General features: G+C 65.4%; 21 protein-coding genes and 1 pseudogene. 10 read left to right on the top strand and 12 right to left on the bottom strand.

Annotated elements, in window-relative coordinates; genetic code table 11:
• Window positions 1-22 precede the first annotated feature (22 nt).
• The 6 genes from IRT45_RS21535 to IRT45_RS21510 all read right to left on the bottom strand — a co-directional run bounded on the left by IRT45_RS21535 (window position 23) and on the right by IRT45_RS21510 (window position 7,003).
• Entirely contained in the window at window positions 23-1,471 is a 1,449-nt protein-coding gene (locus tag IRT45_RS21535) for an NAD(P)/FAD-dependent oxidoreductase (RefSeq protein WP_194807643.1), read from the bottom strand.
• 80 nt (window positions 1,472-1,551) lie between these two features.
• The gene (locus tag IRT45_RS21530) at window positions 1,552-2,316 is read right to left on the bottom strand and encodes a gamma-glutamyl-gamma-aminobutyrate hydrolase family protein (RefSeq protein WP_309241088.1); all 765 of its coding nucleotides are present in this window, start codon (window positions 2,314-2,316) and stop codon (window positions 1,552-1,554) included.
• Complete coding sequence (locus tag IRT45_RS21525) at window positions 2,313-3,395, bottom strand: Zn-dependent alcohol dehydrogenase (protein ID WP_309241087.1); 1,083 nt, start codon at window positions 3,393-3,395, stop codon at window positions 2,313-2,315. Before IRT45_RS21525 ends, IRT45_RS21530 begins: the two co-directional genes overlap by 4 nt.
• 105 nt (window positions 3,396-3,500) lie before the next feature.
• Complete coding sequence (locus IRT45_RS21520) at window positions 3,501-4,991, bottom strand: aldehyde dehydrogenase family protein (protein WP_228534730.1); 1,491 nt, start codon at window positions 4,989-4,991, stop codon at window positions 3,501-3,503.
• 43 nt (window positions 4,992-5,034) lie between these two features.
• Complete coding sequence (locus IRT45_RS21515) at window positions 5,035-6,402, bottom strand: glutamine synthetase (protein ID WP_309241086.1); 1,368 nt, start codon at window positions 6,400-6,402, stop codon at window positions 5,035-5,037.
• Window positions 6,392-7,003: a hypothetical protein gene (locus IRT45_RS21510; protein ID WP_194807641.1), complete on the bottom strand. Its 612-nt coding sequence runs from the start codon at window positions 7,001-7,003 to the stop codon at window positions 6,392-6,394. The genes IRT45_RS21515 and IRT45_RS21510 overlap by 11 nt, the downstream gene beginning before the upstream one ends.
• A 147-nt stretch (window positions 7,004-7,150) precedes the next feature.
• On the opposite strand from IRT45_RS21510, the gene IRT45_RS21505 reads away from it, so the two are divergent.
• From IRT45_RS21505 to IRT45_RS21495, 3 genes are all read left to right on the top strand, one after another.
• Window positions 7,151-8,107 carry an alpha/beta hydrolase gene (locus tag IRT45_RS21505; RefSeq protein ID WP_194807640.1) on the top strand — a complete coding sequence of 319 codons (957 nt, stop codon included), beginning with the start codon at window positions 7,151-7,153 and terminating at the stop codon, window positions 8,105-8,107.
• 1,044 nt (window positions 8,108-9,151) lie between these two features.
• On the top strand, window positions 9,152-10,264 hold the full coding sequence (locus IRT45_RS21500; protein ID WP_228534729.1) for a dihydrodipicolinate reductase: 1,113 nt from the start codon (window positions 9,152-9,154) through the stop codon (window positions 10,262-10,264).
• Window positions 10,265-10,495: 231 nt separating this feature from the next.
• On the top strand, window positions 10,496-10,777 hold the full coding sequence (locus tag IRT45_RS21495) for a hypothetical protein (RefSeq protein ID WP_194807639.1): 282 nt from the start codon (window positions 10,496-10,498) through the stop codon (window positions 10,775-10,777).
• 47 nt (window positions 10,778-10,824) lie between these two features.
• Here IRT45_RS21495 and IRT45_RS21490 read toward each other — a convergent pair whose 3' ends face one another.
• Window positions 10,825-12,009 (bottom strand): phosphatidylserine decarboxylase, encoded by a 1,185-nt coding sequence (locus IRT45_RS21490; RefSeq protein WP_309241085.1) that lies wholly within the window; start codon window positions 12,007-12,009, stop codon window positions 10,825-10,827.
• 127 nt (window positions 12,010-12,136) lie between these two features.
• Between IRT45_RS21490 and IRT45_RS21485 the strand changes: the two genes are divergently transcribed.
• Together IRT45_RS21485 and IRT45_RS21480 are read left to right on the top strand one after the other, a co-directional pair.
• A complete protein-coding gene (locus IRT45_RS21485; RefSeq protein ID WP_194807637.1) occupies window positions 12,137-12,598 on the top strand; it encodes a hypothetical protein in 462 nt (153 codons plus the stop codon).
• 48 nt (window positions 12,599-12,646) lie between these two features.
• Window positions 12,647-13,210: a hemerythrin domain-containing protein gene (locus tag IRT45_RS21480; RefSeq protein WP_194807636.1), complete on the top strand. Its 564-nt coding sequence runs from the start codon at window positions 12,647-12,649 to the stop codon at window positions 13,208-13,210.
• Window positions 13,211-13,774: 564 nt separating this feature from the next.
• On the opposite strand, the gene IRT45_RS21475 is transcribed toward IRT45_RS21480, so the two are convergent.
• Window positions 13,775-14,548: a maleylpyruvate isomerase family mycothiol-dependent enzyme gene (locus IRT45_RS21475; RefSeq protein ID WP_194807635.1), complete on the bottom strand. Its 774-nt coding sequence runs from the start codon at window positions 14,546-14,548 to the stop codon at window positions 13,775-13,777.
• 26 nt (window positions 14,549-14,574) lie between these two features.
• Window positions 14,575-15,240, bottom strand: coding sequence for an SGNH/GDSL hydrolase family protein (locus IRT45_RS21470; protein ID WP_194807634.1), 666 nt, complete (start codon window positions 15,238-15,240; stop codon window positions 14,575-14,577).
• A 210-nt stretch (window positions 15,241-15,450) separates the two neighbouring features.
• Between IRT45_RS21470 and IRT45_RS21465 the strand changes: the two genes are divergently transcribed.
• Window positions 15,451-15,843: a hypothetical protein gene (locus IRT45_RS21465; protein ID WP_194807633.1), complete on the top strand. Its 393-nt coding sequence runs from the start codon at window positions 15,451-15,453 to the stop codon at window positions 15,841-15,843.
• A gap of 57 nt (window positions 15,844-15,900) precedes the next feature.
• Here the strand turns inward: IRT45_RS21465 and IRT45_RS21460 are convergent, their stop codons facing one another.
• Window positions 15,901-16,539: a TetR/AcrR family transcriptional regulator gene (locus IRT45_RS21460; RefSeq protein WP_194807632.1), complete on the bottom strand. Its 639-nt coding sequence runs from the start codon at window positions 16,537-16,539 to the stop codon at window positions 15,901-15,903.
• A 1,454-nt stretch (window positions 16,540-17,993) separates the two neighbouring features.
• On the opposite strand from IRT45_RS21460, the pseudogene IRT45_RS21455 reads away from it, so the two are divergent.
• From IRT45_RS21455 to IRT45_RS21445, 3 genes and pseudogenes are all read left to right on the top strand, one after another.
• Window positions 17,994-18,275 (top strand): annotated as a pseudogene (locus IRT45_RS21455) (helix-turn-helix domain-containing protein); the annotation flags it as partial.
• A 173-nt stretch (window positions 18,276-18,448) separates the two neighbouring features.
• Window positions 18,449-19,216, top strand: coding sequence for a MerR family transcriptional regulator (locus IRT45_RS21450; protein WP_309241084.1), 768 nt, complete (start codon window positions 18,449-18,451; stop codon window positions 19,214-19,216).
• Between the two features lie 44 nt (window positions 19,217-19,260).
• Window positions 19,261-19,488, top strand: coding sequence for a hypothetical protein (locus IRT45_RS21445; RefSeq protein WP_194807630.1), 228 nt, complete (start codon window positions 19,261-19,263; stop codon window positions 19,486-19,488).
• Window positions 19,489-19,630: 142 nt separating this feature from the next.
• Here the strand turns inward: IRT45_RS21445 and IRT45_RS21440 are convergent, their stop codons facing one another.
• Together IRT45_RS21440 and IRT45_RS21435 are read right to left on the bottom strand one after the other, a co-directional pair.
• Window positions 19,631-20,194 (bottom strand): hypothetical protein, encoded by a 564-nt coding sequence (locus tag IRT45_RS21440; protein WP_194807629.1) that lies wholly within the window; start codon window positions 20,192-20,194, stop codon window positions 19,631-19,633.
• A gap of 186 nt (window positions 20,195-20,380) precedes the next feature.
• Window positions 20,381-21,088, bottom strand: a complete 708-nt coding sequence (locus IRT45_RS21435; protein WP_194807628.1) for a hypothetical protein — start codon at window positions 21,086-21,088, stop codon at window positions 20,381-20,383.
• Between the two features lie 579 nt (window positions 21,089-21,667).
• On the opposite strand from IRT45_RS21435, the gene IRT45_RS21430 reads away from it, so the two are divergent.
• On the top strand, window positions 21,668-22,459 hold the full coding sequence (locus IRT45_RS21430) for a DUF6881 domain-containing protein (protein ID WP_194807627.1): 792 nt from the start codon (window positions 21,668-21,670) through the stop codon (window positions 22,457-22,459).
• Window positions 22,460-23,612: the final 1,153 nt, after the last annotated feature.

Raw genomic sequence — 23,612 nt, 5'->3', positions numbered from 1 at the left:
ATTCGCCACGGCCATACTCGTCTCAGACATAGCGCAAGACGCCGTCGTCGACCGACTCCAGCAGTCGCATGGTCTCGTCATAGTTCTGCGGATTGAGCCAGGGCTCGTGGTCGCCCTGGGCCGGCATGCGCCGGGCGGCTCGCTGCATATATCCGGAGGTCACACCCGCGGTATAGGGGAGCCGCGGCATGGCGTCGTCGCCCGGTGCCGGCGTCGGGGTGACTCGGCGTGCGCCGACTTCGTCCATATGCGCGAGAACGCGACACACGAAGTCGTCGACCGCTTCGATACGGAGCGTCCACGACGAATTCACGAACCCGAAGGCGTAGGTCAGGTTCGGCACTCCGGACAGCGCCAGGCCCTTGTAGGTCCAGCAGCGCCCGAAATCGACGATCTCACCGTCGACGTCGAATATCGCCTCCCCGCCCATGACGAGGTTCAGTCCCGTCGCCTTCACGATGATGTCGGCGTCCACATGTGTCCCGTCCCGCATCGCCACGCCGGTCGGGGTGAGCCGTTCGATGTGGCCGGTGACCACGTCCGCGGATCCGTCGCGGATCGCCTGGAAAAGGTCGGCGCCGGGCACCAGGCATACGCGCTGATCCCACGGCTCGTATGTGGGAGTGAAGTGGGCTTCGCGGACCTCGACGCCGACGACGTCGTCGATGGCGTCGAATATCGCCTTCTTGAATTCCTGCGGGTGCTGCCGCGCGTACCGGTAGGTCTCCTGCTGGGCGTGCAGATTACGCAGACGGATCCGGCTGAACGCGTCCTCGGGACCCATCTCCTCCCGCAACCGCTCGGCTTCGGGATCGACGGCCGGTGCGATGGACACGTAGGTGGGCGACCGCTGGACCATGGTCACCTTTTCCGTCTCACCCGCGAGGCTGGGAACGAGCGTGATGGCGGTCGCCCCCGAGCCGATCACCGCGACCTTGCGGTCCCGGAAGTCGAGGTCATCCGGCCACTCCTGAGGATGGACCACCCGGCCTTCGAACGAATCCTCGCCGGGCAGTTCGGGATTGAACCCGCCGCGGTAGCTGTAGTAGCCGGTGGCAAGATGCAGGAACCGGCAGCGCAGCTGGGTGTCGCCGTCCGCGTCGCGTAATCCGAGGCTCCAGGTGTCGTCCGCGCTGCTCCACGACGCGGAGACCAGACGCGTTCCGAACCGGATCTTCTCGGTGATGCCGAACTGATCGGCGGTCTCCTGCAGGTAGTTCTTGATCGCCCCGCCGGAAGCGATCGCCTCCCGTTCGGTCCAGGGCTTGAAGCCGTAGCCCAACGTGAACATGTCGCTGTCGGAGCGGATGCCCGGGTAGGTGAACAGATCCCAAGTGCCACCGAGGGATTCGCGCATCTCCAGCACCACGAAACTTTTGCCGGGACATTTCCGCTGCAGTTCGGCAGCTGCGGCGATTCCGGAAATACCACCGCCGACGATGACGACGTCGATTTCGGCCGGGCCGTTCACATTCCATCTCCTAATCGTTGAGCGTGCCTGCGACGCGTGATCGTCGTTGGTGCCGACGACGAGCGTCTGGCGAGCGAGCGCTAGCGTGCCGCGACGGTGGCGGGTGCCACGGTGACTTTCGCTTGCTCGACAAGCCAGCGGAAGCACGGATCCAGTTCGACAATGGCTTCGGGATGCCACTGCAGGCCGAGCACCGGCCGGCCGGGCAGCTCGATGGCCTCGGCCACGCCGTCGCGTGCCCGTCCGGAGACCACGAGGCCTTCGCCCGGGCGATCGACCGCTTGGTGATGCCACGAGTTGACCGCGCCGCGCGGTCCGTAGAGCTCCGCGGCAAGGGTTCCCGCGACGAAGTCGACGGGGTGTTCGCGGTCCGGGCGGCGGTCCGGGACGACGGCGCGGGAGTAGTGCTCGATTCCGTGGTCGGGCAGATCCGGAACCAGGGTGCCGCCGAGCGCGACGTTGAGGACCTGATGGCCGCGGCATATCCCCAAGACCGGTATTCCTCGCTCGAGGGCATGCCGTACCAGGGCGATCTCGTAGTCGTCGCGGCGCCGGTCGATCGCCAGGACTTCTCCGCCGGTCGAGTTGGGCGTGGGAGGTGGCCCGCCCCAGAGTTCGGGGTCGACGTCCTGGCCGCCGGTCACCACCAGTGCGTCGACGCGGGCGATGGCCTCGGATCCCGCGCTCTCGTAAGGAAGTTGGACGGGAATGCCACCGGCCTCGGCGATCTTCATGCCGAACTCGGCCCAGAACATGTCGGCCCGGCACGCTGCCCACCGGCTGTCGACGCCCATGAGCGTTGTGGCGGAGATCCGCCGGCCGGTGATGGCGATGAGGGGTTTCACGAGTTGTCTCCGATGCGTACGACGACCCGGGTGCCCCCGGCGTTCTTCATGAGTTCGAATCCCTCATTGATCTGCTCCAGGCTCACAACCGCCGAGATCATGTCGTCGAGGTTCAGCCGGCCTTGCTCGTAGTAACGGACGTAGCCGGGAATGTCAGCCGGGAATTGGTTGGAGCCCATCAACGCTCCCTGGAGTCGCTTTTCGAGCATGAACAGCTCCGAGGCGCGAATCGATACCGGCTGGTTGTCGGGCACCAGGCCGACGACGGTGGCGGTGCCACCCGGCCCCAACATGGCGAAGGCCTGCTCCACCGTGGCGGCGAATCCGACCGCCTCGAACGAGTAGTCGACACCGCCCTCGGTCAGCTCGCGCACCGCCGCCACCGTGTCGACCCGCCCCGCCTGCACGGTCGCGGTCGCGCCGAACTTCACGGCATCGGTCAACCGCGCCTCGGCGGCGTCGACGGCGATGATCTCGCGCGCGCCGGCGAGACGAGCGCCTTGGATCGCCGCGATACCCACTCCGCCGCAGCCGAGGACCGCGACCGTCGACCCGGGCTCCACCCGTGCGCTGCGGAACACCGAACTCAACCCGGTCACCACCGCGCAGCCGAGCACGGAGGCGGTGGCCAGCGGCATGGTGTCGGGGATGCGCACTGCGGAATGTTCGTGCACCACCATGGCTTCCGCGAACGCGCCGAGCCGGGCGGTCGGGTGCACCGACCGACCGTGGGCGTTGATCAGAACCGGCCGTGACCGGCTCCCCAGCGAGCCGCGGCGGGGGCACAGGGTCATCCGGCCGGACAGGCAGAACCTGCATTCTCCGCAATAGATACTCAGGCACGTCACGACATGGTCGCCGGGGCGCAGGGTGCTCACCCGATCACCTACGCGCCGAACCACTCCGGACGCCTCGTGCCCGAGCAGGGTCGGGCAGGTGGCCGGCCAGACGCCTTCGATCTCGTGCAGGTCCGAACGGCACAGTCCCGCGTAATGCACGTCGATGAGTACCTCGTCCGGGCCGGGTTCGTCCAGCACGAGCGTTTCCAGTTCCAGCGTGCCCGGCGCCGTATTGAGCACTGCGGCAGTGATATTCGTTGGCATCAGGTCTCTCGGATCTGGCCGCGGGTGCGGGCCGAGGCTCGGGGCTTCGACCCGCACCGCCGGCGGCCGACGGGGAGCGCCCTACAGGGCGATCCAGGTCGTCTTCAGCTGGGTGTACTTCTCCAGCCCGTAGGTGCCCTTGTCGGCACCGTTGCCGGACAACTTCCGGCCTGCGAACGGAGTCGACGGCACGCCTTCTTCGTACGAGTTCACCCAGACGTTGCCGGCGTCGAGTCCGCGGGCCATCCGGTGGATTCGCGAGACGTCGCGCGTCCACACCGACGCGCCCAGCCCGAAATCGGTGTCGTTGGCGAGCCGGAGCGCTTCGTCCTCGTCCCGGAACGGCTGGATGCACACGACCGGCCCGAAGATCTCCGCGCGGGTGATCTGCATCGACGAGTCGGTGTCGACGAACACTGTCGGCGAGACCAGGGAGCGCTCCTCGTCGAGGGCTTGCTCACTGCCCGTCAACAGCGTGGCCCCTTCGCGCACACCGGATTTGACGAATTCGAGGACGGTGTCGCATTGGTTGCGGCTGCTCAGTGGGCCGAGCACCGTACCCGGGTCGAGCGGATCCCCGATCGTGAGCGTGGAGATCTGATCACATACGCCCGCGACCACCTCGTCGTACACCGACCGCTCCACGAACAGCCGCGACCCGGCGGTGCACATCTGCCCGGTGTTGAAGGTGAACGCCCATGTCGCGGTGCGAACGGCCTGCTCGAGATCGGGTGCGTCGGCGAAGATGATGTTCGGCGACTTTCCGCCGAGCTCGAGGGATACCGGCTTGCCGTTGGATACCGCGGAGTCGCCGAGCAGCCGCAGGCCGACCTCGGTCGAGCCGGTGAACGTCACACACGCCACGGAGTGGTGTCGGCTCAGTGCCGTGCCGACGGTCGCGCCGCGTCCGGTGACGACCTGAAGCACGCCGTCGGGAAGCCCGGCGAGACTGCTCAGTTCGGCCAGCCGCAGCGAGGAGGCCGAGGTCTGCAACGCCGGCTTGAGGACGACGCTGTTTCCGGCCGTCAGCGCCGGCGCCAGCTTGAGCATGGCGAGGCTGATCGGGAAGTTCCACGGCGTGATGGCTGCCACGACACCCAGCGGCTCGCGCGTCACCAACGCCACGGCGTCCTGGAGGCCACGCGGAGAGTCATCCATCAGCTTGTCCGCCAGCTCGCCGTACCAGCGCAGATTGCGCACCGCGGAGGCGACTTCGAAGTCGCGGGCCTGGTGGGCCGGCTTGCCCATCTCGCGTGAGATCAGGACGGCGAGCTGATCGGCATCGCGCTCGATCAAGCCGGCCCAGGCGAGCAGGATGCGCCCTCGTGCCGTCGGGGCCATCCGCGACCACACACCACTGTCGAACGTGGCACGGGCGTTCTTGACGATGCGATCGACATCTGCGGGGCCGGCCGCCGGCACGGTGGTGAACTGTTCGCCCGTCCACGGATCGCGCAGCGGCAGGGTCTCGGAGTCGGCCGCATCGGCCCACACACCGGATTCCCACATCCCGAACGATGTCGCAACGGTGGCGGCCAGCGTCCGCAGCTGTTCGGTGTCGGACGTCGTCATGGTGTGCACTCCCTTCTGTGAATGGCGGATGACGCCTCGGACGTCACGCGAGTTCGAAGTAACGCAGGAACTCCCAGACCGACAGCTGGGCGTCGTCACGCTCGGCTTCGGTGTGGAAGGACAGCCATTCCCAGCGGCGATGACCGACCCAGTAGTCGACGAATTCGTCACCGAGGTACCGGCGCAGCTGATCGTCGGCATCCAGCGCGGCGACCGCGTCGTAGAGGTTCTTCGGGACCGCGGGCACGCTGCCGGGCACCAGCGCCCAGGCCATCTGCTCGAACGGCGCGGGCGGCGTCGACTTCTCGTCGAGTCCCAGCAAGCCGCCGGCCAGGAACGCGGCCAGCGTGCAGTACATGTTGGAGTCGGCGGACGGCAGGCGGTACTCGAGACGTGTCGCGGAGTTGTCGGCCGGCACCGCGCGAACGGCACACGACTTGTTCGCGACGCCCCACGTCTGAGTGGTCGGCGGCCCTTCGAGTTCCATCAGCCGCCGGTAGGAGGTGATGGTCGGCAGCGCGAAGCTGGTCGACGCCTCGAGCGTCGCCATCACGCCACCGAGGAAGTGCAGCATGCGCTCGCTGGGCTCGCCGGGCTTGTTCGTGTCGAAGAAGATGTTGCCGTGCTCGTCGCTGACCGAGACGTTGAGGTGGGCGCCTTGGCCGTACGCCGCGGACCACTTCGACATGAAGGTGATCGACCGGCCCAGGGAGTAGGCGACCTCGCGCATGATCTGGCGTGCGCGCGCCCACCGGTCCGCGGCGGTCACCGGATCGGCGGGGGCGATGTTGAATTCGATCTGACCGCTGGCGGCCTCGTCGGAATATGCCTCCCAGGGAATTCCGATCTCGTCGAACCGGGCGACGACGGCCTCCACGTACTCCACGTAATCGGGAGACTTCGCGTGCACGAGCGCGGCTCCGGCGTTGCCGCCGAGCGGTGTGAGGTTCTGGTACTGCTGGGCGCGCGCCTGATCGATCGACTCCTGGAAGACGGTCGCTTCGATCTCGACGGAGGCGAGGATGCTCAGACCGCGCTCCGCGTACGCGGCCGTGATGCGCTTGAGCGCCTGGCGGGGGTCTGCCCCGATGGGCTCACCCCGCAGGGTCCAGAGGTCGCCGATCACCGAAGCCACGCCCGGCTTCCATTCGACCAGCGTGCTCTCGTCGGGCCGCAACTCGATGTCGGTCATCGTGCCGTTGCGCCGCCACTCCGGGAAGCCGAAACCGAGCGCGGACTGATTGTTCAGGTCCAGACCCAGGGCCAGGTCGGGCAGCGCGATGCCCTTCTCACGACACGAGCGGTACTTCGCCGGCGAGAGCGTCTTGCCGATCAGGACGCCGTCCTGGTTGGTCGCCTCGACTCGCACGCGCGTCACCGAGGTCAATTCTTCGAAACGGTCAGAGCTCACCGCACACCACCTTCAGGTTGGCGCCGATCAGCGCCGAGAGATCGGACAGCGAACCCTGCAGCGCGAGTTCACCACCCTCGAGTTCTTCCATGACCAGCGAACGGCCGCCGAACATGCGTGCCAGCGCCGCCGACGAACCGACGAACGTGTAGCCGGTCGCGGCGTCGCCGAACGACGCGAATTCGTTCGCATCGAAGCAGTAGAGGTTGAGGCCGGCCGGCATACCCCGGACCGCGCTCACCCGCTCCCAGAACGTCTCCGCCGCCGAACGCCAGTCGGCGTCGGGGCCGGACAGCAACACCTGGACCTCTTTCGCGAAGCCACCCAGCGCCTCGCCCTCGACCTCGGCCGGCACCGGATCGGGCCAGCGCACATCCCAGGTGAGGTCCGGCTCGGCGCCGCTGTCGGCGGAGACGGTGATCTCCGAGCCGGTGAAGGTGACGAAGGCCTTCTGGGCGTCGGTGGTCGAAGACAGGCGGACCGTCCGGACGTCGTCGCTCGCGGTGAATGTCGCACCCCGGGCGACCGCGTCGCGAAGACGACGCGCCACCGACAGAACCATCGGGGTGGGGCGGTCCGGCACCGCCACAGTGCCTGTCACCGGGTGACTCGTTGGATCGGACATGTCTGCCTCTCTGCAGCGGTGGTCATGTGACTTAATCATGTGATCTAATCGGGTGCTCTGTCAATACCCGAGACCCGCTTCGTTCCTGCGCGAGGTGATAGGTGACCTGGAAGGGAGGCTCGGATGGGCCTGTCCGAAACCGCCATGCTCGACCTGCTCGACGAGGACGCGCGCGCGTTCGCGCAAGCGCTGCTCCGTCAGGCGCCGCCGCCTCCGTACGCCCGGTACGGGGTGGAAGGCGTGCGGTCGATCTTCGATACGGCCGACGGCGCTCGACAGCCGATACGCCCGGTGCACAGCGTCGAGGACCGGGCCGTCGACGGTCCTGGCGGTCCGCTCCGAGTGCGTTGTTACCGCCCTTCGTCCGCACACGGACTGCCCGCCGTGATCTACATCCACGGCGGCGGTTTCGTCGTCGGGACATTGAACGGCGTCGATGACGTCTGTAGGTCACTGTGTGCCGAGGCGGAGTGTGTCGTCATCTCCGTCGAATACCGGCGCGCCCCCGAACACGTCTTCCCCGCGGCCGCGGACGATTGTCTGCGAACCTACGACTGGGTCGAGCGGGAGGCGGCGTCACTCGGCGTCGACCCGTCCCGGATCGCGCTGGCCGGTGACAGTGCCGGTGGAAATCTCGCGCTGTCGGTCTGCACCGCGCTGGCCGAAGCGCGCCGCACCGCGCCGAGGGCGCTCGTCCTGGCGTATCCCGCGACATCGAACGCTCACGCGGGCCCGTCCTGGGACGCCTTCGAGCACGCGCCGGTTCTCTGTAAGGCCGACGCGCTGTGGTTCTGGTCGAACTACGCCGCGGACAGCGAAGCGGATCCGCGTGCTGTGCCCATCCTGTCCGATACCCTTCACGCGCTGCCGCCGACGTTGCTGGTGGCGGCCGAGGTGGACGTACTGAGGTCGGACTACGAGCATTTCGCCGCAACGGCGGCGCGCGCCGGCGCCGAGGTGGAAATTCGCCAGTACGACGGTGTCCCGCACGGCTTTTTCACCGAGGTGGCTGTTATCGACAAGGCCAGGCGCGCTGTCGCCGACGCGGCGCACCATCTCCGGAGGCACTTCGCCCACTGAGCCGCATCGCCCGCGGCGAGCGGGCGAGACCGGCTCCTGCACGCAGGGGCGGGCGCACCGATCCCGGCCGGCAACATCCGGCCGTTCGAGATCGGGCGCTCGTCTCGCGGCTTCTCGCTGTGTAGCCGCAGGCCACGGAGGTCGCGGCGTCGCTCAGGCGAAATCGACTCGTGGCGAGGTAGGTCCGGTCATCTTGGTGACCTCGGTGGGGCCGGACCAACCACAGGGAAGCCCGCACGTCCCGCGTGTGGTTACGGTTGCCGTGCCGTCCGCATAGTAGGTGACATTCATGAATGCGTTTGCGGCATAACCACATTCGGGGCACGAGCCGAAGTGATTGAGCACCTCCCGCGTTTGTTGCTGTACGACGAGCCTCGACAGTGTGGATGCTGCACCGGCCGCCCGGCTGGGGTCTTCCATATCGATATCCCTCGTTGTTCGTGTTCTCGATGACCGTTGCGCACATCGCGCGAACTCGGGCCGAAAGCTCAACTCGCAGGATCGTGGAACAACCGCTCGCACGGAAGACGCGGCAGAAGGCTCGTATCGGAAGGTGTTTCGGTGACCAGCTCGATCGCCTCCCGGCGCCGACGTCCCCATTCGGTGAAGAACGTGAGGGCTGCCGTACGGGTGGTGCGAAAGTCGAAAGCCATGCCGCCCAGCCAAATCCGAAGCTGCACATCCCTGTCCAGTGGCTGCGGATCTGCGAAGTGCATCGAAGCTTCCCTTGCCCATCGTTCTGTCGCGGATGACGCCCTTGGTCGGTCTCGCCCACGAGTGGGGCAATTCATACGACTAAGTCATTTGATCAGAGCGTATCCAAGGCGATGCGGCAGGTCAACACTCCGGGCCGTCGGGAGTTCTGTCGCGGAAGGAGATGTTTCCAGGCTGATCAAATGATAAAGTCATATGAACAAGTCTTCTGATCGCAGAAGGTCAGGGCAGAACCGCGCTGACGCCGCGATCGAGGCGACCGCCGATGCGCTCGAGCAGCGGTCCGCCGGTCGTGCCCTCCGAATCAGCCCCTATCGGAAAGGCGGTGCGATGCGCACTCCGAACACCCTCGACCCGGCGTCCGGCTACGCTGCCGCGTCTCGGGGAGCGACGCGGGACGTGCCACCGAAGCTCGAGGTGGTGGTCGTCGGTCTCGGCGCCACCGGTCTCGCCATCGTCGAGTCCCTCGTCCGTCGTGAGGATTGCGCGCTGGTGGGAGCGCTGGACATCCGGCCGGCGCTGCTGGGGGTCGATCTGGCGTCGCTGGTCGCGCGCGCCCCCTCGGTACCCGTCGTCTCGTCGGCCGACGTGCTGCCGCGCGCCGACGTGGCCGTCGTCGCCACGTCGTCGTGGCTGGAGGGAATCGAGCCCACGATCACGGCACTCCTCGAGCGGGGGATGAACGTGGTGTCGATCTGCGAGGAGCTTCGCGAGCCGAGCCTGAGCCATCCCGAGATCGTGGCTCGGCTCGACCGGGTCGCACGGGAGCACGGCGTCTCCGTACTGGGCACCGGCTGCAACCCCGGCATGCTCATGGACACGCTGCCGCTGGTGCTCAGCGGGCTGACCACCGAGGTCCGGCGCGTGGCGGTGCGGCGCACAGCGGATATGAGTCGCTACGGCGCCATTCTGCAGAAGTTCGGCCTCGGGCTCACCCCGGACGAGTTCGACGCGCGCCAGCGGTCGGGCCGGGTGATGGGGCATGTCGGATTCGACCAGAGCATCGCCGCGCTGGCACGGGGCCTCGAGTGGACCCTCGACAGCATCGAGGTGGACCCCGTGGAGCGTCACCTCGTCGCCGGCGCCGACAGGGCGGGCGAGCACGTCGCCGTCCCGGCCGGCACGGTCGCCGGCGTCGTCCATCGGGCGCGGGGAATCCGGGCCGGCGAGCCGGTCATCGAATTCGCCACCCACTTCGGCATTTTCGAGGCCGACGACCCTGTGGCCCGCGGTGACTTCCTCACCATCGTCGGCCGCGAGCAGACGATCGAGGTGACCGCACCGGGCGGCTACGAGAGTTTCCTGTCGACAGTTGCCATGGCCTGCAACGCGGTGTCCGCGGTCGTCGCGGCCGAGTCCGGTTTCCGCACCATCCTGGATCTCCCGGTGTTCGCCCTCGCCAGCAAGGGCGCCCGCGCGACCTCGATTCCCGTGTCCTCGTAGGTCACTGCGGCCATCGCGTCGACCACCACCCGGCCTCGGGCGCCACGGCACCGGAGGCTCGGGTGGTTTCGCGTACCCGTGGCGGCGACGACTCGGGCGCGCTGGGACGGCATACCGCCGCGTGCGAGTCGCCGCCGATGCTCCTTCGATGAGGTCGGTGACGGGGCCGGGTCGCGAGGCGAGGGAGGCGTGGCTCGCCGGGTTTTCCTGGCAGGTCTACCGTGGACGGGTATGGCGAGCAGGGAGATCACCGTGTCGCTCGACGACACCGACTGGGGCGCGTTGTGCGAGGCCGCCGACCAGGCGGGCATGAGCGTGCCCGATTATGTGGATTGGGCGGTGCGGCTGGTGGCGTTGAGCGCTCGCTCGCGCCGAGATCTGCGTCCCGATCCCGCCGGTCCGCTGCCGCGGCGCGGTCGCGCTGATTCTTCCGGGGAGTGCGAGAGCACGGCGTGGATGGACACTTTTGCCGAGCGCCTGCATCAGCGGGCAGAGCAATTTCGCTACGACTGACCGCGCGCGTGCGCCGCCGCCTACGGTGAGAGCGTGGTGGGGACCGGTCAGCCGCACCGCGCCACCGGCACACCGACCAGGTGGGTTTCCTCGGCGGTATCTATGTCGATTTCGACACGCTTTTGGAAAAGCAGGATGATGTCGGAACCTCCGAAGCTGAAATAGCCGAATTCGTCGCCCTTGGCCATGTGCTTACCGGGCGTGCAGGTGAGGGTCACCGATGCGACGTTCTGCATGCCGACGCATACGACCGCCACCGTTCCTATATCGCCGCACGGGGAGTCTGTGGTGTCGATGATGACCACGCCCCGGGTCTGGAAGAACTCGAAGCCGGTCTCGGCGTTGTCCTGACCCTTCAAACCATGGTCGGACAGCTCGACCTGCATGAACGCTTGTCCGTGAGTCACGAACGACTCTTTGATCACGCCGCCCACCGGCAGATGGAAGCGGTGATAGGCGTAGGTCGGCAACATGTAGTGGGCGAAGGTGCCGCCGGCGAACTTCTCGGCGTATTCGCTGCCGGTGAGAAGCGTGCAGATATTGCCGTACTTGTGGGTGTCCTTGATCGTGGTCGCCGGAATGTTCGAGGCGTCGTCGATGTCGTATCGGTGCTGGAAGCTGCAGTCGGCGGGTGAGGTTATCACCAGGTTGCTGCCGGGTTCGGCGATCGGCCGTAGGCCGCCGTTCAGTTCGCGGGCGAAGAACTGGTTGAAGGTCATCCAGCCGCTGGGTGCATTCGGCTTGCCGTCGATCATGGAGTCACCCACGTGGTATTCGGGAGCGTTGTCGACGAACGATTTCAGCACGTCCGGACCGAAGGATTCGGGAGTGTCGAGGAAACTGCCCCAGTCTCGGGCGAAGTCGGTGACCCATTCCCGGAATGTGTCGGAGCCGTATGCCACAGACGTGTCATGGCCGTCGGCTTTCTGGTCGATGATCCAGAAGAAATGGGAGAGCCGGTCGCTGACCTCTTGGGCGTACCGATGTTGCGGTGCTTGGGCGCGCCATGCGGGCGAATCGGTCTCCCGCGGCACCCAACGAGCGAAATCGTCGATGTAGTCGACGTACTCCGCCACGGACTGCGGCCACGGCAGCGCTTCGAGCAACTCGTCCTTCAGCCCTTCTTCGGCTACCTGCCGCGCCTGCACCAATGACCGCTCCAAGCCGGCGGCCAAGTCCGGATTTTCGTCGAGAAGCTCTCTCAGCCGCTGCGCGATCGCCCTATGACTCACGTCGAACCCCTTCCACTCGCCACCCCACCTCTCGGCTACCCCCGTGGGCCCGTCTATACCTGGCAACACCGCCACGCGATCGGGACGCCACGCGTTTCGGTGCCGTCGCCTCGGGCACTCGCCGACCATGTTCACCTCGTTGCTGCGTGGCGCCGCAGCCGGCGCGGCGGGTACGGCCGCCCTGAACGCCACCACCTATCTGGACATGCTGCTGCGCGGCCGCGGGCCCAGCAGTACCCCGGAACAGACGGTCGAAAAACTCACCGGCCTGGCCCACCTTTCGATACCCGGCCCGAAACCTCAGCGGGACAACCGAATTCACGCTGCGGGATCGATTCTGGGCATCATGACCGGGGTGGGTGTCGGTATGGCCGCCGGCGCGGTTCGCTCGCTCGGCTGGCACCCGGCGAGCCCGGTCGGTGCGGTGGCCGCGGGGACGGCGGCGATGGTCGGCGCGGCCGTGCCGATGTTCGTGCTCGGGGTGAGTGATCCGCGGAGGTGGACGACCGCGGACTGGCTCAGCGACGTGGTGCCGCACCTGGTCTACGGAGCGGTGACCACTGCGACGTTGCAGAGCCAGTTCCGCTGAGGAAATGGAGAAAGCGAATTCGTTCTCGGTAGAAGAAGGTGTTGGCAGATGAGCGCGGAGAAAGCGGATGTCGTAGACCTGTTGACGGCGCAGCATCGGCAGATCGAAGATCTCTTCGGCAAGTTGCGCGCCGGACCGGCCGACAAGCAGAACCTGTTCGAGGAGCTGGTACGGCTGCTGGCGGTGCACGAGACCGCCGAGGAAGAAGTCGTCCATCCGGCGGCCGCGCGAGCGCAGTTCGGTGTGAAGCCGATGGTGGAGAACAGGCTGGCAGAGGAGAAGGAGGCGAAGCACGACCTCGCCGAACTCTACGACCTGGGCGTGGATCACCCGGAATTCGACGCCAAACTCTCCGCGTTCGCCGGAGCCGTTCTGGAGCACGCGGAACACGAGGAAAAGGAAGAGTTCGCCGTACTGCGCCAGTCGTTTTCGGGAACCCAGCTCGCCCACATGGCCAACACGGTCCGAGGTGCGGAAGCCATGGCACCTACCCGCCCGCATCCGCACGCGGGTGAGTCGCGGGGGGCCAATCTCGTGGCAGGACCTCCGTTGGCCGTGTTCGATCGCGCGCGCGACGCATTGCGGAATGCTCGTCAGCTGCACACACCGTGATTGTCCCGGGCGTGGCCGTATTCGAATCTCGGAGCCGGCGGCGGGGCTGCCGGTGACGCGACGCGACATGGCCGTTTCGGCCGAGCGTGTACGAGTCCGCCGCTGAACGCCACGGCAGTGCCGCACGCGTGAACGAGCGCGCCGCACTGTAGGGCGGGAGCCGATCGCGCCGCACGGCACCGACGTGCCGCGGACGAACACCGCCTGACGCGGCCGCGGACCGCGATGCCGTTGTGCGAGGCAAAGGTGTAATCCACTACTCGAATAGAGATATTTCCGTGCCGCTTCGAGTGAAGTATGTGCTGGAAGTCCGCCATCCGAGGGTTGACCCCGGGAACCCTGTCTTACATCCTCAAATTCGTCGATGTGCGGCCGAAAAGTCGTGTTGCGCCACGCTAGCTGTAATTTTCGGAACCCTCTCCACCCCTCTTTGTGTAGATTGTTCAGTGCATTTCCCGCCCTGACCTATCGTCACGCAGTGAATGGGAACCGTCAAATCGAAGAGATGTGATGCTGCGCGCCGAGGGATCGGTTCAGCTGATGCGCGGTCATGTCGACCGTGAATCAATACGGTGTACGCGCGAGCCAGTCCTCGAAGACGCCACTGTCGCCGATAATGTCGATACGTGTGTCCTTCACAGCAATTCGGCGTAGCAAAACGAGGAATAGATCGCTACATGTCCCGCTGACAAGGGTCGAGTTATCGAAAGGTTTGCGACGGTACTCTATGCCATCCGCGGACTGGCATAGAGTCCATTCATAGGCGGCTCGGAGCCGGTGGTCGGTCGCGCGCAGAATCAGTGTGGTTCCGGCCGGCAACACGTTCGCGGTCGTGCCATGCAGTGTCAGCGTCAGGAACTCGACGAATTCGGAGATCCCGTCCGCAGCGAGTTCAGTGGGTAGTGAGACGCCCGTGCCCAACGCGAGAGCCGCATCGGCGCCATGCGCTGTGGCCTCGTGCAGTCGGCGGCGCACCCACCACCGCGCCGGTTGCGGCGGGCCGACATGACACCAGATCGGAGTGTCGGCTCCGGTGCCATCGACCGCTTCGACGATCAACCGCGCACTCCTGCGAAGCCATTCGTCGGCCTGCTCTGGATCCTTGGGAAGTCTGCCCTCGGGGACGGACTTCCAGTCCAACTCCTCGGTGGCCTGGCCTTGGATCATCGCTGCCGCCCATCGATGGCCCCGCCCTACATGGGTCATCAGGTTCGCGATCGACCACTCCGGGCAGGTCGGTACCGGTGTCGACGGATCGACGCCGCGAGTCAGATCCGCCAGCGCGTTCGTCTGGTTCACCAACGCCGTACACTGCGCCTTCAGGTCGAGCGCTGGCATCGGGCGGTGACAGCTACCCTCCAGGCTCACTTCGCCGCCGCTAACGCCTTGATCACCTCGGCACCCAGGACCGCGTTGCCGGCCATGGTGAAGTGAATCTTGTCCGAGCTCAAGATATTCGGCCGCTGACCGATGGAATGGTTCCACAGGTCGACGAGAATGACGTCGTATTTCGCGGCCCTCGCCCGGACGATATTGTTCAACCGCTCCAGACGTTCCCGGAAAATCATCATCGCCGGATCGGAGATGGCATCGGCCAGAGTCATCGTCGCGAGCCGGGCGCCGGTGGCGGAACCGAAGGAGAAGATTTTCGTCAGATTGCACTCGATCGCCCCGTAGTCGGGCGTCTCGACAAACAGATCGTTGCCACCGCAGGAAAAGAACGACAGATCCGGTGCAAATTCCTTCATTGCGTCGAGTTGACGCTCGATCACCTTATTTGTGACGACACCGATCTGCGCCAGGTTCAGATATTCGATGGGTCCGACCGCCTTGGTGAGTGATTCGACGATCCGGTCCGGCCAATCGAGTGTCCGGTAGCCTTCGTAGTGCTCGCCGATACCCTTGGCGGTACTGCCCCCGATAATCCCGAAACCGCGCCGTGGCGCGCCGGCGAGCAGATTCACGGCGGTCCCTTCATCGAGGCAATCGGGATCGGTCGCTTCGGTGTAAATCCCCACGACTGCTGGCATCGACGATGCCTCCCCTCCGATAAGTCGTCACGCGAACGAACGTGCGTGCTGACATTAATGCATGGTTGCCCGGGAGCGTCAAGGCGCGCAACCCTGGCGCCCCGGTTCTAGGGGGACGCCCAGGGGTTCCCGCAGTGGACCGGCAGTACCACCACGAGTCCCGTGGGGGGCAGAGGATATCCGCTGGCGATACCCGCCCCAGGTCGACCAATGGGCGACCTCTACCAGCCGACGACTCGGCCGGGCCATCGCCTTCCCCACGCCTGGCTCGAGCGCGACGGAAACCGGCATTCGACGCTGGATCTGGTCGGACATGACAGGTTCGTACTGCTGCTGGGCGGCGACAACCGGATGTGGCGAGAAGCCGTGGCGACCGTCGCGCAACGCTGGGCGGTGACTATCGAGGTCGCAGGGATCGGTGGCGAACCCGGTTCGGGCGTCGACTATGTCGACCAGGGCCAATGGTCTGCCCTGCGCGAGATCGGCGAGCAAGGCGCAATCCTGGTCCGGCCGGATCATCACGTGGCCTGGCGCGCTTTCGCACCGGGGAATGATCCGGTGCAGGAGTTGTCCACGGCGGTGAGCCAGGTGATCGGCCGTTAGTCCGAGACAGAGGACAGCGAACGCCCTAGGGTATCGGCCTGCTGGCGAGATCGACCGCTACCGGCCGCTCGAGGGCTCCGGCACCCGGCTGGAGTCAGTTGCGTACCGCCGCAAAGCTGCGTGCATCGCATGCCTGGCCCAGACGATCACCTCGGCGTCACCGAACAACGCCAGATCCGATGTTGCACTGCGGCCAAGCGCGGTGAGCTCGAACGTCAGCGCGCCCGGGTCGGTGTCGGAATTCATTTCGCCGAGCCGCACAGCCTCGGCGATGGTCTGGCGGTGGAACTCGTACCACTGATCCCACGCCGAGACGATGGAATCGCGCACCGGACCCGGACGCGCGGTGAACTCAGCCGCCACCGACAAGAAGAAGCAGCCCCCGGACTGCGGCTCATTGCTGGTGTGATCGAGCCATGCATCACACAACCTCCGCAGCCGGACCAGACCGGGCGCAGCCTGGAGCGCTGGAGCGATCACTGCCGCCACGAACGTCGCACGCGCTTCCTCGATCGCGGCCAGCTGCATCTGTTCCTTGGACCCGAACAGGCCGAAAACGCCACTCTTACTGGCACCCAGCAGCGTCGCCATCCGCCCGATGGTGAGCCGCTCCAGGCCTTCGGTGGCGCCGATGCTGATGGCTTCCTTGAGCACCGCAGGGCGGATGTCGCTGCGTCCGGTCCGAGCGTCGGTCATGGTCGCGTTATCTCCTCGTCTTCCGTCCTGATCGAAAGACTCGGTGGTCGGCGTTACGGGCCGAACGAGTCCGAACGATCGTGCTCTCACAGTACCTTGCTGGCGTTTCGCAACGATTTGATACGGCGTGATGTGCAGCGCCACAGCGGATTCGGGCGCCACGTAGTCGCTCGTCCGAAGCCGGGGCACTTCGTTCTCGCTTGACAGTCCGAACGTTCGTGCGTGAATCGAACGACCGTTCGTGCTGATTGTAAGGTTTCGGCTTGGGTCGGTTAACGCGGCCAGGATCGAGAGGGAAAGCGCTGTCGAGTTCTTGCGTGAAGAGAATGGCGAGGTTATGTCGCGCTCGGGACACTGCAACATAGAAGAGATTGCGGGCCCGCACATAACCAGCCATCCCGCGATCATCCAGCTGCGACGGGTTTGGGTGCGATGCAAGCATCTCAGCGAAGTCGTAGGTACTCCAGCCCCTGCCGACTACCACTAACGATGACACGTGCACATCGGCATGAGCGGGCAAACTCGCGGCTGTCCACGTGAGCCCCGCCGTCGACTTCGCCGCCCGGAGGAGACGTGCCAGCGGACGCCTTCTCGCCGGTCGCGTTGTCCGGCTTGCTTTCGCCGTGAATCTTGGTTAGGGCCGACTCTCGACCGTACGGGGTGCGCCGCAAGCCAGTCCTGCACTGGTGAGGTTTGCGGCCGCGCGGGCGAAAATTCTGGATGCTGTTGTCACTCAGTCATATTTGCCTGACGCCAGCAATGGGTGTTGCTCGTTGGTCAGCATCGACAGTGCTGCGGCGACTTCGCCAGCCGCGCGACCATGAGGACTTGTTCGCCGATCGTGAGATTCATGCGTCGGCGCCAGCGGTAAGGCACGCAGAGGGTTCCCTGTACGCGATCGGGCCGTCCGGATCGGACGTGACGGTCAGTGATCCGGATTCGTCGACTCGAAGTCGCAGCCGTTGGCCCGGCTGCCAATTGAGCGCAGCGAACAGGTGCCGGCTGACGACTCGGCCTCCTTCGCCGACGGTCGAGATCGCGAAGCGCAGGTCTGGATCGGCGGCCGGACGGGTGGCGGGTCGTAGCGCCGGACCGTGGACGAGCTCCTGTAGTGGGCCTTGGGGCGGTATCACCGGTGAGATCACGCGCACCATCCTCGGTTCACCGGGGCGCCGGTCGAGGTTGTCACTTCTGGCACGTATGCCGGAAGACGGTGCAGGCCATCGGGAAAAGCCATGCTCATCCTCCGTGTTCAAGTGCACTTGAACACCCACCCACCCGGATGTGTCACCGGTGACCGGAAACGGTGCGCGAGGGGGGATTTCGTCGCCCCGCTGCGCTACGGTTGGATCGGTCGCGTGATTGAGCGCATCTGTCGATGCTGCTAACGGGTTCGGACAGTAGCAGATCTTCGGCGATTTGGGTGCGAATTCCGCCTAGGCTGCTACCGGCTCGTGCAACGCTGCCAGGTGCGGCCGATCGTGCACGTCGCCGCCGAGATGGGCCGGACAGGGCAGTGTGCGAGCAAGTGGTTCAACAGATTTCGCCGGTTCGGTTAGCTGGGCCTGCCCGACCGTTCCTCGGTGCCGCACCGGTCGCCGATAGCGACACCGGCCGAAGCTGTCGCCCGCATCGAGCAGTTGCGGCGCCAGCGCGAGTGGTCGGCCCGACACATCGCCACCAAGCTGCATTCCGTAGGCGCGATGATCTCGGTACGCACCGTCACTCGCCACCTGCTGTGACTCGCAGCGGAAAGTGGCGGTGTTGTCGCACCCTCAGGTGGCGCCGACGAGGCTGATCTGGTCTGTGGCATGACGCCGCGGCTCTTTCGAACGTTCGCTCGTGCCGACGTGCGCACGTTTTGGTTGCTGCTTGACCCTGACGTGGCGTGAGGGCGCATGGTGAGAGCGTGAACAATTCCGGAGGGTGGAAGGTCGGACCGCTGGCCGAGGCGAGTGGTGTGACCGTGCGGACGTTGCATCATTGGGATGCGATCGGCGTCCTGAGTCCGTCGCGGCGGACGGCGAGCGGGTCTCGCGAGTACACCGACGACGATCTTGTTCGTCTGTATCAGGTGCTGGCGTTGCGTAGTTTGGGCTTGAGCCTGGAGTCGATCATCGTCTGCCTGGATGTGGGTATCGATCTGGACCGGGTAGTCCACGACCATCTGGCCGGGGTCGAGGCGTCCCTCGCGGCGTTGGAAAGGGTGCGGCAGAAACTGGTGCGGCTCGGTGCCGAATTGGCGACCGAGCAGGGCACGACACCCGAAACGCTGCTGCGAGCGCTCCGGGCGATCGGCGGGGTGGGCCCCGGGGGCGAAGAGGTACTCCGTCGGAATCTGGATGCCGATCAACAACGACGGCTCGGTTCCGCAGCGGCAGCGCTCGGGCCCGCGAAACATTACCTGCTCGAGATCGAGTGGCCGCAGCTCTATCGCAAGGCCGATCGGCTCCGGCGAGAAGGTGTGGGCCCCGCCGACGACCGAGTTCGACAGCTGGCACGCCGCATGGACGAGTCGAGCGTGCTGTTCACCGGTGATGACGCCGGGATCTCGGCGGGAGTGCGCGGCGCCTGGCGTGCCGACCCGGCGGCGATGTCCGGCGATCCCGCCGCGCCTGCCGACGAATGGCGAGCATTGGCAGACTATCTCGACCGCGCCCGTCACGATCCCGCCTGACATCGATCACTGCCATCGAAATCTCCTGCGGGGAAAGGATCCACATGAACCGCCGCGCTCGTCTGCTGGTCGCAATCGCTTCGACCCTGCCGCTGGGACTGGGCGTCGTCATCTGCTGTCTGCTGGTCGCCGCCGGGACAGCGCCCAAGGGTGTGTTGTCGGCGCTGGCGATCGCGGTCGTGGTGCAGGGCGTCCTCACGTATATCCGGTTACGGCGGACGACACCCCTTACCCGCCGCGGCCGAGCGAGCGCCGAGAACACCAATCCGTGAGGAGAGCCGAAAATCCGTTCCAACGCACGTTAATGCCGCATAGCGCGCTGGTCGAACCGGCCATCGCACGGCGCTGGGCGAAACGACTGAGCCCACACCCGGATACCGGATGGGAGCTCGGTGTGCGTCTGTTCCCGGCGACTCAGTCGGCTCGGTATCGCGATTCCAGTCCGCGCTGCAACGCTGCGTACTCGCCGGAGGAAAGTGGGGCCTTCGCAGCCAGCTCTGCATCGGCTGCCGTTCCGAATCGTGAACGTGCCCAAGCAGTATGGTCGTCGACCAGAACGAGTGTGTCCCAACCACCTCCCATGCAGCGGGGTCCGCCGACCAGTTCGTCGGTCAGTGCGCGCCACATGAGCTCGTCCTCGTCGGCGAGCAGTTCGGCCGCATCTGCGACGACAAGGCAGCTCCGGTACGCGGAAGGGCGTTGGCTCACTGCTTCGAAGAAGTCCCACAGGGTTCGCGCGGCACCGTAGGGAAGCTGCATTGCGGCGGCGAAGTGCGCGAGCGCACGTTCCAGCGTCGAGCAGGCAGACCCGAGCGCCAACCGAACGTCGGCGCCGTCATCGGTGTCGTACCCGTAGTCGTAGATCGGTTGGAGACGAGCAACCAGGTCCGCCACCCGCTCGCGATCACCGACTTCCACCGCGACCACCTGGCCAGGACTGGCGGCGATCGACTCGGCGATCCTTTCGATCTCTTCCACCTGCCCGATTGTGGCACTCGGTCCGGCTTGGAGCGTTGCGGATTCACTCTATGCCGCATACCGCGCTGACCGAGCCGGCCAGCGCGGGGCGCCGGCGGCCGGAACATGGTGCGGTGCAGAACATCCGCTATTGCGGATTACACGACGATCCATCCGGTCTGAACTCAAGACTGCGGGTTTGTCAGCTCAATGCGATTGAGCCTTTTGGCGGGTTTCTCGGACGAGACGGTAGGCGGGGAAGGAATCGAGTAGGTGCTGCTCGAATTTGGGTGCGCGCGACTCGCGCTCACCGAAGTGCAGTTTCGCTCGCATGTGTGTATCCATCACCTGCACAGCGTCCTCGGCCCGATTCAGCGACAACAGCAACAGGACCAGGCGCCGGACAAACAAGGGGTGGCTGTCGCCGGCCGCCGATGTCACGGTGGCGAGTAGCGGCTCGACCGCCAACACGGCTGTGGCCCAGTCGCTGACAGTCCCGTCGACCATGCCGAGGAGTTCCTCGACCGCGCCGTGGACATCGTCGTCGGTCTCGATCAGGATCTCCTGCGCGACCGCTCCGAGGCTGCCGTTACGCCCGAAGCTCTCGATGGCGAGTTCGGTGGAGTAGGGCCTGCCGTCGGACAGATCGAGATTGCTGACCGCTGCATCCGGTACTGCGTCGATAACGGTTTGCAAGGCAGGTACCGCCAGTGAGCCCGTGCAGGTCACTTGTAGCTCTCCGTACTTCAGGACAAGGTCGGCGAAGAGTTCCAAGACCCCCGAGAAGTGCTCACCTGCAACAGGTTTGCGAAACACATAGCCGTCATCCACCCGGTGCATCGTGAAGCCGCGGCCGGTGCACATCCCTGTCTTCAGCTCCCGTGCCAGCTCCGCCCGGGTTGCTCCCGTCGCCATCGACCCTCCCAACGACCTCGCAAATTGCTGCCTGCAGGGCTCATAGACCCAAGCAGCCCATCGCCGCTGGACGATACCGATGGTCGATGTCCAATCCAGCAGCAGATATCCACAAATGCCGCATACCGCGCGGTTCGAAGCGGTCAATCGGTCGGCCCTGAAGAACGCTGGGGCCGAAGGGTTTTGATTTCGAGCCCACCGCCCTCAGCGTCGACCCAACGCGCTGTCCTGCCGAATGTCGGCTCCAGGCTCACGAATGAGCCGAGTAGCTGATTACCAGCCGCCGCCAGCCAGCCACTCTGTCTGGAACTGCGACGCAGTGAGGTCACGAAGCGACAGCGATGCTGCCATCCAGAACGTCCGCTCACGCCGATTGCAGGATGATCAGCGGCGACCATCGCCGTATCGGTCCATTACGGTGATGAGGATCGTTGTGCAGGCGATGGGTGTGGAGGACGGTTCGATGAGTCGTGTGGTTTGTGTGCTTCGATCAGGTGCTCGGTATCGGTGATCGGCCGGTGGAGGCGTCGCCCGAAAGCGGCAAGTTGGTGGAATATCCGGGGGCCGATCTCGCCGCCGATGATCGAGGAACGGCAGTTGCTCAACGATATCGTGGCAAAGATCACTGCCGACGTGCAGCCCGGCTGGACCGAGATCAAGGTCAGGTTCGACATCGTGGGAACGGCTGTGAATCTATTCGCCTACGCGGAGCGGGAATCGGGAACCTCGACAGTCGTCGGGTTCCCTCGCGAGGTCATAGATTTGCGACAGGCGATGTATGTCCCGGGCCGGGGTACGTGGTTCACAATGTGGCTGAGCATCACCGCCGATCACAAGATCAATGTGCGTTTCAGTCGTGAACGTCCTCACCTGCGTCGACAGCTCGCGGACCCACTACTCGACGACTTGCGTTTGTATCCAAGGGATTCGATATCCGAGTGGATGCGCGCAGAACTCGGCGATCGACTGCCGATCGATGGAATCGCGGCCGAGCCGGTGCGGTCGGCTTGCTGCAAAAGCGACGACGACTGTGACTGTATCGATCGGGCCCAGGCGATCGAACGTGCGGCCGGGTTCGTCCCCGAGCAGGAGGTGACGCGTCACCTGAAGGTCGTGCATTACTCCGAGTTCGACCATATCGCTGTGTCGTTCAGCGAGATTCTAAGCACGGGCCACGAGTGGCGTCGGGTCGAGCTGTTCCGCGACGGCGGTTCCGGCCTGGCGGCGGTCTCTGGTGGTCACACCGAGTTCACTCGGTTGTCCGGCCGTATGCCTTCGGCGACGGAGATCTCCGACTTGCCGCACTTGTCGGCGGAGGAGATCACACCTGTCGAGTTCCAAACGGAGTGGCTGAGCGTCGGAGGCTGGTAGTCCGCCGAGTGTCCGCTACTGCCGCGACCCGGGCGTTCGGAGCCAGGCAGCGGGCTCGGCCGGCGTCTGCACGCACATGCAGGGACGGCTCGGTAGCCCTGTCGGGCCAGCGTGGTTCGGCGAGCCGACACGAAAAATGTTGTTGCATCGTCATTCCTGGCCGATACCCTTGCGTCGCGGAGAGGAGTTTCTTGGCGCACATATGGGTCACGGTTTGCCTGCCGCCCGAAGCCATAGACGACGTTTTCGGGTCGCTTGGGAGGGCGCTGGCTCCGTTCGAGATGTACCGCGGTTATGGGTACCGCGAGATGTGGGACTCGTGGCGAATCCGGGGTGGCGGTGAGGGCAGAGGGTTCCATGTGCTGCCAGGTCATGAGAACGATCCGCGGTTGATTCACGATTCGCCTCGCTACGACGGCTTTGTACATCCCAGCAGGCATGGCGAATGTGCCGGCGGTCCAAAGACTTTGCTGAATATGGCTGTTAATCCTGCCGGTTGGGCCGATGTCTTGACCCTCGATGGGTGGTGGGTCGAACCTGATGGCATTGCCAGGTATGCGGGTTGTGACTACGAGGAGCCATGTGAACATGACGCTCTATGCCCTGTCGACTCATGTGGGATCGAACGCTATTTGCTGACGGTTCCCGACGACTCGGTGCTCGTGCGGGTGTACTGCCACGGCTAGCCGGGGAAGATTGCCGTTGACTCTGGAGCGTCTGCTGATGCTGGTGAAGGCACGCTACTGCCGCTTACAAGGCTGTTCGGAACCGACAGGCTGCAGTCGGCCGAACGCACCATCATCCGATTGCAGCGCCTTGCCTGGATGACGATCGAACGCGCTTGCCGTGAGCCTGTTGGCCGCAAGTGAGAACCGGCCAGCAGAATGATCAGCGGAGTGATCCACGTCGAGGGGCCAGATCGGAGCCGCAATGAGTATGTACTTCGAAACCGACGACACTGACCGATGGAACCCAGTTACTCGAACCGGGCAGGATGTTCGTTTCGATGACCGAGTGCATAGGCCAGCAGCCACTCGCTACGACAAATTCGCCGTCCGCCACCTGGCCACGGTCCAGGTCGCCGCGATCAATCAATGGCTCAAACACCAGTGCGGGCGGCCCAACCAGCCCGCCCTCACCACTTCGAAACACT

This window comes from Nocardia sp. BSTN01, from assembly GCF_015354405.1.
GTDB lineage: Bacteria > Actinomycetota > Actinomycetes > Mycobacteriales > Mycobacteriaceae > Nocardia.
Note: the sequence above shows the minus strand (reverse complement) of the source record. Positions and strands in the feature narration are given on the sequence as shown.

Bases quoted from the DNA above. Each gene is read 5' to 3' on its own strand.
- IRT45_RS21520 (WP_228534730.1), bottom strand. From the start codon at position 4,991: ATGACGACGTCCGACACCGAACAGCTGCGGACGCTGGCCGCCACCGTT.
- IRT45_RS21505 (WP_194807640.1), top strand. From the start codon at position 7,151: ATGGGCCTGTCCGAAACCGCCATGCTCGACCTGCTCGACGAGGACGCG.
- IRT45_RS21500 (WP_228534729.1), top strand. From the start codon at position 9,152: ATGCGCACTCCGAACACCCTCGACCCGGCGTCCGGCTACGCTGCCGCG.
- IRT45_RS21495 (WP_194807639.1), top strand. From the start codon at position 10,496: ATGGCGAGCAGGGAGATCACCGTGTCGCTCGACGACACCGACTGGGGC.
- IRT45_RS21485 (WP_194807637.1), top strand. From the start codon at position 12,137: ATGTTCACCTCGTTGCTGCGTGGCGCCGCAGCCGGCGCGGCGGGTACG.
- IRT45_RS21480 (WP_194807636.1), top strand. From the start codon at position 12,647: ATGAGCGCGGAGAAAGCGGATGTCGTAGACCTGTTGACGGCGCAGCAT.
- IRT45_RS21475 (WP_194807635.1), bottom strand. From the start codon at position 14,548: ATGCCAGCGCTCGACCTGAAGGCGCAGTGTACGGCGTTGGTGAACCAG.
- IRT45_RS21470 (WP_194807634.1), bottom strand. From the start codon at position 15,240: ATGCCAGCAGTCGTGGGGATTTACACCGAAGCGACCGATCCCGATTGC.
- IRT45_RS21465 (WP_194807633.1), top strand. From the start codon at position 15,451: ATGGGCGACCTCTACCAGCCGACGACTCGGCCGGGCCATCGCCTTCCC.
- IRT45_RS21460 (WP_194807632.1), bottom strand. From the start codon at position 16,539: ATGACCGACGCTCGGACCGGACGCAGCGACATCCGCCCTGCGGTGCTC.
- IRT45_RS21445 (WP_194807630.1), top strand. From the start codon at position 19,261: ATGAACCGCCGCGCTCGTCTGCTGGTCGCAATCGCTTCGACCCTGCCG.
- IRT45_RS21435 (WP_194807628.1), bottom strand. From the start codon at position 21,088: ATGGCGACGGGAGCAACCCGGGCGGAGCTGGCACGGGAGCTGAAGACA.
- IRT45_RS21430 (WP_194807627.1), top strand. From the start codon at position 21,668: ATGATCGAGGAACGGCAGTTGCTCAACGATATCGTGGCAAAGATCACT.